Annotated in this window: 8 protein-coding genes, 1 tRNA gene and 1 pseudogene; all 10 read right to left on the bottom strand. The window is 42.3% G+C overall.

What is annotated here, in order from left to right:
• Positions 1–187 precede the first annotated feature (187 nt).
• A pseudogene (locus L1D51_RS18305) lies at positions 188–1,260 on the bottom strand (IS256 family transposase).
• Between the two features lie 259 nt (positions 1,261–1,519).
• The gene (gene nth, locus L1D51_RS18310) at positions 1,520–2,152 is read right to left on the bottom strand and encodes an endonuclease III (protein WP_239964445.1); all 633 of its coding nucleotides are present in this window, start codon (positions 2,150–2,152) and stop codon (positions 1,520–1,522) included.
• A gap of 38 nt (positions 2,153–2,190) precedes the next feature.
• Positions 2,191–2,889 carry an electron transport complex subunit E gene (locus L1D51_RS18315; protein WP_054553694.1) on the bottom strand — a complete coding sequence of 233 codons (699 nt, stop codon included), beginning with the start codon at positions 2,887–2,889 and terminating at the stop codon, positions 2,191–2,193.
• Entirely contained in the window at positions 2,889–3,524 is a 636-nt protein-coding gene (gene rsxG, locus L1D51_RS18320; protein WP_054563640.1) for an electron transport complex subunit RsxG, read from the bottom strand. The genes L1D51_RS18315 and rsxG overlap by 1 nt, the downstream gene beginning before the upstream one ends.
• The gene (gene rsxD / locus L1D51_RS18325; RefSeq protein ID WP_239964446.1) at positions 3,524–4,579 is read right to left on the bottom strand and encodes an electron transport complex subunit RsxD; all 1,056 of its coding nucleotides are present in this window, start codon (positions 4,577–4,579) and stop codon (positions 3,524–3,526) included. The genes rsxG and rsxD overlap by 1 nt, the downstream gene beginning before the upstream one ends.
• Complete coding sequence (gene rsxC / locus L1D51_RS18330; RefSeq protein ID WP_239964447.1) at positions 4,576–7,245, bottom strand: electron transport complex subunit RsxC; 2,670 nt, start codon at positions 7,243–7,245, stop codon at positions 4,576–4,578. The genes rsxD and rsxC overlap by 4 nt, the downstream gene beginning before the upstream one ends.
• Before the next feature lie 8 nt (positions 7,246–7,253).
• Entirely contained in the window at positions 7,254–7,808 is a 555-nt protein-coding gene (gene rsxB / locus L1D51_RS18335) for an electron transport complex subunit RsxB (protein ID WP_054563643.1), read from the bottom strand.
• A gap of 1 nt (position 7,809) precedes the next feature.
• A complete protein-coding gene (gene rsxA, locus L1D51_RS18340) occupies positions 7,810–8,391 on the bottom strand; it encodes an electron transport complex subunit RsxA (RefSeq protein WP_054553689.1) in 582 nt (193 codons plus the stop codon).
• Positions 8,392–8,566: 175 nt separating this feature from the next.
• A complete protein-coding gene (locus L1D51_RS18345; RefSeq protein WP_054563644.1) occupies positions 8,567–10,510 on the bottom strand; it encodes an EAL domain-containing protein in 1,944 nt (647 codons plus the stop codon).
• A 181-nt stretch (positions 10,511–10,691) separates the two neighbouring features.
• Positions 10,692–10,768, bottom strand: a tRNA-Asn gene (locus tag L1D51_RS18350).
• Positions 10,769–10,790: the final 22 nt, after the last annotated feature.

Genomic DNA, 10,790 nt, shown 5'->3' on the forward strand with positions numbered 1-10,790 from the left:
GTATAGACTTTAGACCTATTATGGAGTTAGCAAATCTAACTTTTATACATGCAAATTACAGTAATAAAAATAGTCTGAAAGCAAGTGATTTTAAATCAAACGTTTTCATTTATTATCATTATTAGGAGCTAGTTCTAATCTATTTCAATTAAAACAGACCCTGTAACAGATTCTGTGTAACTGCCACTTAGTTAATATGTCTTTCGAGGCGTTCCTCGAATTCGATGATAAATCGACTCATCGCCTGACGCCAGTTTTGAATGGGCATTGTCCATTTTTTACTGGCATCTTTAGTCGCAAGGTAAACCATCTTTCTTGCCGAGTCATCACTCGGGAAGATTTTTCGCTTCTTAATCGCTTTCCTAATCACACTGTTAAGCGACTCTATCGCATTGGTTGTGTAGATTGCCTTTCGAATATCCTCAGGATAATTAAAAAGCGTATTTAGATTTTGCCAATGATTGCGCCATGATTTTGTAATCTGCGGATACTGGCATCCCAGGCATCACCGAAGCGCTCTAATTCAAGTAAGGCTTCATCTTCTGTAGCTGAACGATAAACGCGCTTGAAGTCTGCTGTAACGGCCTTGTAGTCTTTCCATGAAACATATTTCAATGAATTTCGCACCATATGCACAATACACAGTTGAATGTTGGAATGTATTGATTGCATCAGGAAAGCCTTTTAGGCCATCAACACACGCTATGAGGATGTCTTCTACACCACGCTGTTGAAGTTCGGTCAGCACATTTAACCAGAATTTGGCACCTTCATTCTCAGCAATCCACATTCCCATCAACTCTTTATGGCCTTCGGTATTTATTCCAATGCAAGAAAAGTGGACTTGTTGATAACCCGTTTATCTTGGCGAGCTTTAACGACGATACAGTCTAGGTAAACAATAGGGTAAACAGCGTCTAAAGGGCGAGATTGCCATTCAATTACCTGGTCAATAACCGCGTTCGTGACACGAGACAGCAACGTAGGCGATATCTCAGCACCATACCATTCATCAAATGCACTGATGATTTCACGGGTACTCATACCCTGCGCGTAAAGCCAGAGGATTTTATCGTCCATGGACGTAAAGCGGGTTTGGTTCTTTTTGACAAACTTTGGCTCAAAGGAGCCTTCACGGTCACGAGGTGTATCGAGTTCAAATTCACCATCTTCAGTTTTAACTCGCTTAGTACTTTTACCGTTGCGACTGTTTGTAGAAGTTGATTTATGGTGCTTCTCATAACCTAGATGCTCATCCATCTCTGCATTTAGTGCCGCTTCAACGGTGATTTTTTGAGCATCTGGCTAAATTCGTTTAGGTCCTCAGGGGTTTTAATCCCTTTGGCGGCTTCTCTTGCGAAAGCTTAAAGTTCTTTTTTATTCATGTTCATCTGCTTATCCTTAACCCATCTATAGGGTAATTTGAGATAGGCAATTACACAAAATTAGTTACAGTCTCTTAAAACATTATTATATACCCATTAATTATAAGTATTTAATAGTCTTATTCATAAATGAGTTACTCAGTCTTCTCTTTAAATTCACACAAATCTTCGATAATACAACTGCCGCATTTAGGTTTTCGAGCCGTACACACATAGCGGCCGTGAAGAATCAACCAATGATGCACATCGACTTTAAATTCTTTAGTTACCACTTTTTCTAATTTTTGTTCTACAGCAACTACATCTTTACCCATAGCAAACTTAGTGCGGTTAGATACGCGGAAAATATGCGTGTCTACGGCAATTGTTGGCCAGCCAAAGGCACAGTTTAAAACTACATTCGCGGTCTTTCTGCCAACCCCCGGTAATGCTTCGAGCGCTTCACGATTCTCTGGTACTTCTGAGTTATGTTTATTGACCAGAATCTCACACATTTTATAGACATTATTGGCTTTAGAATTAAACAAACCAATGGTCTTGATGTAATCGCGAAGGCCTTCAAGGCCTAAATCAAGAATCGCTTGAGGCGTGTTAGCAACAGGGAATAGCTTACGGGTGGCTTTATTAACACCCACATCTGTAGCTTGTGCTGATAAGGTAACCGCAACTAATAATTCAAACGGGCTTGAGTATTCAAGCTCTGTTTCTGGGTGCGGGTTTTGCTCACGTAAACGAGATAAGATCTCATAGCGCTTTTCTTTATTCATGGTGGCGTAAAGCACGCAGTGACGGTGCGTGCTCTCCTTTAAGTTAAACTTGTCACTCGGGCTCTAGGGCCTTTTTCTGCTTCTGGAGTAACAACTTGCTTAGATTTTATTTGTGTATCAATGACATTTTTTGCAGCAATCAATAAACCAAGCCCTAAAAAGGCACCCGGTGGTAAAATTGCCAATAAAAATTGGTTATCAAAACTAAATACTTCAATTCGAAGTGCAGCAGCCCATGGGCCTAATAATAAATCGGCGCCATCAAATAGCGTACCTTGACCAATAAGCTCTCGCATTGCCCCTAGCACCACTAAAACTAACATAAAGCCAAGTCCCATCATCAGGCCGTCAAAGGCTGAAAGTGGCACGGTATTTTTAGAAGCGAATGCTTCTGCGCGACCGATAATGGCACAGTTGGTAACAATCAGTGGAATAAAAATCCCCAGTGATTGATAAAGTCCAAATGTATAGGCATTCATCATTAGCTGCACGATGGTTACAAAGCCTGCGATGATCATCACAAAAACAGGAATACGAATATCTTTAGGTACCCAGTTACGCACAATCGATACGGTGACGTTAGAACCAACCAGAACCAATAAAGTTGCTAAACCTAGGCCTAATGCATTGGTAATCGTAGAGGTAACGGCAAGTAGTGGGCACAAGCCTAATAACTGCACAAGGGCAGGGTTATTGGCCCACATGCCATCTTTAAATAAAGTTTTAACTTGGCTCATTACTTGGCTCCTTGACAGATGTTTGGCGCAGCAAACAAGTTATCAAATTCAGCTTGGGCAAACAGCACAGCTTGTTTTACTGAGCCGACAACGGCACGCGGTGTAATGGTTGCGCCAGTAAACTGATCAAATTGGCCACCATCTTTTTTAACAGCCCAGCGGCTATCATCTTCACCCAGTACATTTTGGCCTTTGAAAAGGGTGATCCAGTCTGATTTTTTGACCTCAACTTTATCGCCAAGGCCCGGTGTTTCTTCGTGCTTAGTGACACGAACACCCGCTATTTCACCATTGGCAAAAACCGCCGTTAATAAGTTGATATCGCCACTATAACCACTTGGTGTTACATGGCGCATCACTAAAGCGTAAGGCTTATTGTCTTTGTAAGCACGATAAATAACTTGCTCTGGGCGTGGACCTAAGCGCTCATCGGTGATCACGACACAATCTTTGTATAGTTGATTGTCATAATGATGGGCATCAAGTACTTGTTGAAGTTGCTCTGCAAGTTGTTGCTTTTCTTGCTCTTCAATACGCTCAGCAGTCAGGCTATGAGTCAGGGCCACAGTGCCTGTGGTAATGAGCGCAAATGCTGTAAGAATAGCGCCGTTTTTAGTCATTGAGGAAAGGATCATTATTTCACACCATGGCCGTAAGTACGTGGTTTCGTGTAGTAATCAATTAAAGGTACCGCCATATTTAAAAGCAATACACTAAATGCCACAGCATCAGGATAACCACCGAAAGTACGAATTAAGTAAACAAGTAGACCAATTAACGCACCGTAAATTAAACGGCCTCTATTCGTTGTTGATGCAGAAACTGGATCGGTAGCAATAAAGAATGCCCCTAACATTGTTGCACCACTGAATAAATGAAATACCACGCCTGGCTCTGTGCCAGGAGCTGCAATATAACCAATACCACTGCACACGGCCAATGAGGCAAAAAAGCTAACAGGGATATGCCAATTAATGATTTTAGCTTTTAATAAATAAAGCCCCCCGATTAAAAAGCCGAGGTTAACCCAGCCCCAACCAAGGCCAAACCAGTCATTAAAAAGAGGCTTACTCATGCTCTCAGCCACCGTTAGGTGATGGGCGACATCTGTTTTAACGGTATCAAGCGGCGTTGCCATGGTTGTGCCATCAATCGCTACACGTAATTGATCAACACTAAAACCAGCGCTGGTAAAGCCATTGAAAATAACAGACAGTTGCTGTGAGAAGCTTATCGGAGATGCAAGTAAATCACTAACAGGTAACCAGCTTGTCATTTGCACCGGAAACGATACAAGTAGTAATACATAAGCTGCCATAGCAGGGTTAAATAAATTAAAGCCAAGGCCGCCATAAAGCTGCTTTACAATAACAATTGCAAACAAACAGCCAATTACGATAATCCACCAAGGCGCTAAAGGCGGAATACTCAACGCCAGTAATACGCCTGTTAACCACGCACTACCATCACTGAGTGTTTGCCAAACTTTGCGTTTACGAAGCATCAATACAGCGGCTTCACAGGCGCTAACTGTAATTAGCGCGAGAACAAGCTGAATTAAAACAGCGCTACCAAAAAAGAAAACTTGCGCGATTAAGCCTGGAATACACGCAGCAATCACTGTCATCATTAATCGGCTTAATGATTTATGGCTATGATTATGCGGCGAACTCGCCATGGTTAGTTTCATGACTTATCGTTTCCTTCTTGTTGTAACTTTTTCGCTTTAGCTCTTGCAATGGCACGAGCGACCGCTGCTTTTTTCTTATCTTCGCTAGACTCAGGTTCATCAACCTGCGGTTTTGAATCATCAAGTTGTTCTGATGATTCGTCACTCTGCGCTTGCTCTTTAGCGGCCTTTTTCGCTTTGGCTCGAGCTATGGCAGCTGCAACAGCGGCTTTTTTCTTATCTTCGTTAGATTCAGGTGCGTCAGCCTGTGGCTTGGCATCAGCCTCATCATTTGAATCATTTATTTGCTCTGAAGAATCGTCACTCTGTGCTTGCTCTTTAGCGGCTTTTTTCGCTTTGGCGCGAGCGATAGCGGCAGCAACGGCGGCTTTTTTCTTATCTTCGTTAGATTCAGGAGCGTCAGCTTGTGGCTGGGCATCTGCCTCAGCACTTGAATCATTAGTTTGCTGTGAAGAGTCGTCACTCTGCGCTTGCTCTTTAGCTGCTTTTTTGGCTTTAGCACGGGCGATAGCAGCTGCAACAGCAGCTTTTTTGTCATCAACTGGCGCGCTATCTTCTTCAGCTTCAGTTTGATTCTCAGCAGCTTGTGCTGCTTTTTTCGCTTTAGCACGGGCGATAGCAGCGGCAACAGCAGCTTTTTTGTCATCAACTGGTGCGCTATCTTCTTCAGCTTCAGTTTGATTCTCAGCAGCTTGCGCTGCTTTTTTCGCTTTAGCACGAGCGATTGCAGCAGCAACAGCAGCTTTTTTGTCATCTACTGGTGCGCTATCTTCTTCAGCTTCAGTTTGATTTTCAGCAGCTTGCGCTGCTTTTTTCGCTTTAGCGCGAGCGATAGCAGCTGCAACAGCAGCTTTTTTGTCATCTTTTGGCGCAGCGCCAGTTTCAGCAGAAGCGTTATCTTCTGCAGCTTGAGCAGCTTTTTTCGCTTTAGCACGGGCAATAGCGGCAGCAACCGCAGATTTTTTATCGTCTTTATCGACGCTTTCTTCACCTTGCTCTAGTGCTTTTTGCTCTTTGTATTTACGTGCTTGTTCTTTACGCGCTGCACGCTCTTTAGCTACTTCAGAGTTATCAGGCTCAAGCTCAGCACCTTGCTTTTTCGCTTTCGCACGGGCAATAGCTGCTGCTACGGCTGATTTGCTGTCTGTATCATCAGATTTAGCTTTAACTCGGGCGAGTGCATCGGCCACTTTTTGTTTTTCGTTATCTGACTTAGTAGCTGGCTTACGTTTGTGGCGGTTTTGACGCTCTTCTTGCTCGCGCTCTAATCGCTCTTTACGTGCTTCAAAACGCTCTTTTGCGCGCTCTGCTTTGATTTGCTCTGCTTGCTGCTCTTTTATCTCTGCTTTAGCAACACGATAGTACTGTACCAAGGGAATTTCACTTGGGCATACATAAGCACAGGCACCGCATTCAATACAATCGAATAAGTTGTGCTCGTTGAGTTTGTCGTATTCTTTTGACTTAGCGAACCATTGTAATTGCTGAGGTAACAATGAAGCAGGGCAGGCGTCAGCACAGGCGCTACAACGAATACAGGCTTTTTCATCACCCGGCTCAGCAAGTTCTTGGTGATCTGGCGCTAAAATACAGTTCGTTGTTTTAACGACACCAATGCGAACTGTTGGCAGGGTAAAGCCCATCATTGGACCGCCCATGACCACACGTTGCTGTGGAACCGGTGAAAAGCCTTGGCAGTCTAATAAATGTTTAATTTCGGTGCCTAGTAAAGCCCACACATTACCTTGTTTGTGAATGGTGTTACCGGTTACCGTTACTACACGTTCTATCAGTGGTTTACCTTCATATACGGCTTGATTTACCGCAAACAAGGTACCGACGTTTTGCACCAACATACCAATATCGGCAGGAATACTGCCATTTGGGACTTCTTTGCCCGTTAGCAGTTTAATTAGCTGTTTTTCACCGCCAGAAGGGTAAACCGTTGGCACTGTTTGTACTATTATGCTGTCGTTATGTTGTGCAGCTTGTTTCATGGCTGCAATGGCATCGGGTTTATTATCTTCAATACCAATAATTGTCAGCTGTGGACTTAACAGCTGCTGCATTAATTCAATACCGGCAATTATGCCATCGGCATGTTCGCGCATTAGCATGTCATCAGCGGTAATATAAGGCTCACACTCAACGGCATTAACAATTAAAAACTCAATGGCTTTACGGGTATCTGCTTTTACATAGGTTGGGAAACCTGCGCCGCCCATACCGGCAATACCACTTTGATGAATAATATCGACAAGCTCATCATGGGAAAGTGCTTTAGCATCAGGCACAGGGTTAAGCTCGCACCAGTTATCTTCACCATCAGGTTCAATAATTACGCTAAGCTCAGGCAGTGCTGAAGGATGAGCAGAAGGCATTGGGCAAATATCGCTGATCAACCCTGATGTTGGCGCGTGCACAGGCACTGACCAATTGCCGCTTGGCTTAGTTAATGCTTGACCTTTTAGAACCTGCTGGCCTTTTTCAACAATAAGTTTGCCGTTAGCACCAATATGTTGCTTTAGTGATACAACGAGCTTGTCTGGTAGTGGCAGTCTTGCAATGGCTTGTGTTGTTGATTGCAGCTTTTGACCTGGTGGGTGAACGCCTCCAGGTATAGACCACACTTTGCCTTGTTTAATTTGATCTATTAACTTTTCCATCTGTGCTCCTAATCTACCTGAGTCACAGGGATTGCGTTTAATTGCCATTTCCAGGTTTGTTTGGTTTCTTTGACAGGCAGCATATCAATACAGTCTACAGGGCATGGTTCAACACATAAGTCACAACCGGTACATTCATCGATTAATACAGTGTGCATTTGGCGAGTTGCGCCAACGATGGCGTCAACAGGGCAGGCTTGAATACATTTGGTACAGCCAATACATTCATCTTCACGAATATAGGCAACGGTTTTAACTGGATCTGCTTGCTCACCGCCAGCCAGCGGTTTTGCTTCAACACCCATTAAATCAGCGAGCTTTTTTACCGTGGCTTCGCCGCCTGGTGGGCATTTATTGATTTCGTCACCATTGGCAATTGCTTCTGCATAGGGACGACAGCCAGGGTAGCCACATTGGCCACACTGTGTTTGCGGTAAAATGGTATCAATTTGGTCAACAATAGGGTTGCTCTCAACGCGAAAACGAACGGCGGCAAAACCTAAAATTAAACCAAATATTAGCGCTAATGAACCTAACGCTATCAAAGCATAAAACAAGGTCATATTAAAACTTCACTAATCCTGTAAAACCCATAAAGGCCATCGACATAAGGCCTGCGGTGATCATCGCAATTGAAGCACCTTTAAAAGGAGCAGGGACATCAGCCGCAGCTAAACGCTCACGTAATGCGGCAAACAGTATTAACACCATAGAGAAGCCCACTGCGGCACCAAAGCCATACACAGCCGATTGTAAGAATGAATGGTCTTCTTTGATATTAAGTAGGGCAACACCTAATACAGCACAGTTAGTGGTGATAAGTGGTAAGAAAATCCCTAATAAGCGATAAAGTGTCGGGCTGGTTTTTCTCACCACCATTTCGGTAAATTGCACGACAACAGCGATAACCAAAATAAAACTCATGGTACGCAAAAATTCGATATCCAGCGGGATCAAAATATAATGATTCACCAGATAACTGGTCACGGAGGCAAGTGTAAGTACAAAGGTTGTGGCTAAAGACATACCAATCGCGGTATCTAACTTACCCGATACACCCATAAACGGGCATAAACCTAAGAATTGAACTAAAACGAAGTTGTTGACTAGCACAGTGCCAATCAATAACAAGACATACTCTGTCATGCGTGCCTCACGAGAATAAAAACGGCTCTATTATCCTTTTTTATGGGGGCCGACACAACACATGAGGGACGAATAGCTAAAATTAACAAAGCTGTTTACGATTAAAGTGTTAAAGCAAAGTTAATAGATGGAATAGGCCCAAAAATAGTAAGGTTTTTTGGGCCTTAAAGAGGGGTTAGATATCTTTTGGCTTTTCGATGTAATAGCCTTGCACACCATCTAAGCACAGCGTTTCGATGATATGTTTTTCTTCTTGGCTTTCTACGCCTTCAGCAAATACACTCACACCAATACGGTGAGCAAGATCTACCATTAAGCGCATAAAGTATTGATTGTTTTTATCTTCTTCGAGGCCGCGAGTATAGCTTGCATCCATTTTGATAAAGTCAGGTTTTAAGTCTCTAAAGAATTTAAATGAGGTTAACCCCACACCAAAGCGTTCTACAGTAATACGTGCGCCCACACGATGTACCATATCGATAAAGCGTTTACTTGCTTTAATGTTTTGTTGTAATCCAAACTCACTGACTTCAAAAATAAGTTTTGATGCAATGTTACTGTCTTTCAGTAAGCGGCGTTCTAACCAGATTACAAACTGATCATTGTGAGCGCTTGATGCAGTAACATTAATACCAAAGAATTTTTCAGAGAAATTACGGGTTTTAACTTTTTCTAAAGTAGTATCGATAATTAAGCGGTCAATTTCCATTGCCATTTCTAGCTTTTCTGCCATAGCAAGGAAAGAGGCTGTTGGCAGCATTTGATTTTCTGCGGTTTTAAAACGAACTTGAATCTCTGCATAGGCTTTAACACTTTTACCTATTGGCATAATGTTCTGCATAACCAAGTGAACACGTTTCGACTCAATCACTTCGCTAATAACTTTACGCCAGTTTTGGTTACCAAAACCTGCGCTGGCGTTATTAACTAAGTCTGTTTCGCGCTGCACATGCCATGCATTCGCTTGTTTTGATTGCGCCATGCTCATTGCATTATCAACAATCGATAATAACTCACCAAGCGGCTTACCTTTTTCGTAGCCAACAATACCTGTGTTAGCAACTGAGCTTAATTCTTGGTTTTGCTGATACTGAGTAAAACGCGATTGTAAGTTATCGCCAAAGCGTTCAGCTTCTTTAAGAGGGGTATTAGGTAATACCACTGCAAAGTCAGAGCTGTTTAAACGAAAAACCTGACTGCCTGTATAGGTGCCGCTAATATGTTTAATAATATCAGCCACACCTTTTACGTATTCATCACCTTTTTGGTAACCACGGGTTTGGTTGATGGTTTGCAATTCGCTACAACGAACCATAGCAAGCGAACCAAACGTGCTCTTTTCTACGTTCTCAATATTCTTTTCGTAGTACTCAACAAACATATTTCGATTGCCAAGGTTTGTAACTACATCTTTATACGCTTCTTTTTTAATATTTAGCGCATTATTTTGAATGTCATCATGCTTGGTCTGTAAGAAATGCGATAGGCGATTGAACGATGGAATTAAATCTTTGCTTAACTTCTTTAAGCGGGTGGTATCCATCGCTTGCTCGAGGTCACCGTTAACCTGATTTTGGTTGATATAAATATCAACGATATCTGAAATGGTCGTACTAATTTTACGATTTAGGCGGCGGAACATGCTCTTCATATAAATAATAGGAAGTAGGGCAATAAGGCCTGAAATCAAAACTACAATAAATAAAGACTGTTGTAATAGGCTAGCCAGGTTGTGTGCATTAATCGTAAACTCTACTTTAATGTCAGATGTTTGATTAACGGCGAACTGAGGGCGAATGGAATTAAAACTGTTATTAACTATTTCAGCAAACAAGGGTAGGGATTGGCTAGATTCTACCATGCTAACCACTTGACCTGATTGATCACGGATCACAAGTTTAGAAAAAGTGCTACCATCGGCAAATGCTTTTTGTATTTTCTCTGGTGCAAGTTGCTCAATGGTTTGTGTATTTATATATGCGTTTACTACACGCTGTGCTTTTTGCTGTGCATCACTGACTGCGCTATCAAAGCTAAGCGCAATAAAGTAACCACCTAATAATGCAAACAGCAACCAAGATATAAGTTGTATAAAAATAAGTTTTTTAAAGCCAGCCATGTTCTTATCTTTTAAAAGCCTAAAGGAAGGAATCAATTCCTTGATTGATTGCTTTAAGTATAGTCGTTGTATTCTAAAGCATAATATAGAATAAACTTAAATTAGGTTAGATTATAAGTGCTTTAAAGTCTAATACAATCGACGAATAATAGTAGATAAAATTTTAATAGATTCGCGGAGTTGGCTCCCCCTCCCCGACTCGAACGGGGGACCTGCGGATTAACAGTCCGTCGCTCTAACCAACTGAGCTAAGGGGGAACTAAATAGAGTAGTGTGGTGC

This window comes from Pseudoalteromonas shioyasakiensis, assembly GCF_022398475.1.
In the GTDB taxonomy this organism is placed as follows: Bacteria; Pseudomonadota; Gammaproteobacteria; order Enterobacterales; family Alteromonadaceae; genus Pseudoalteromonas.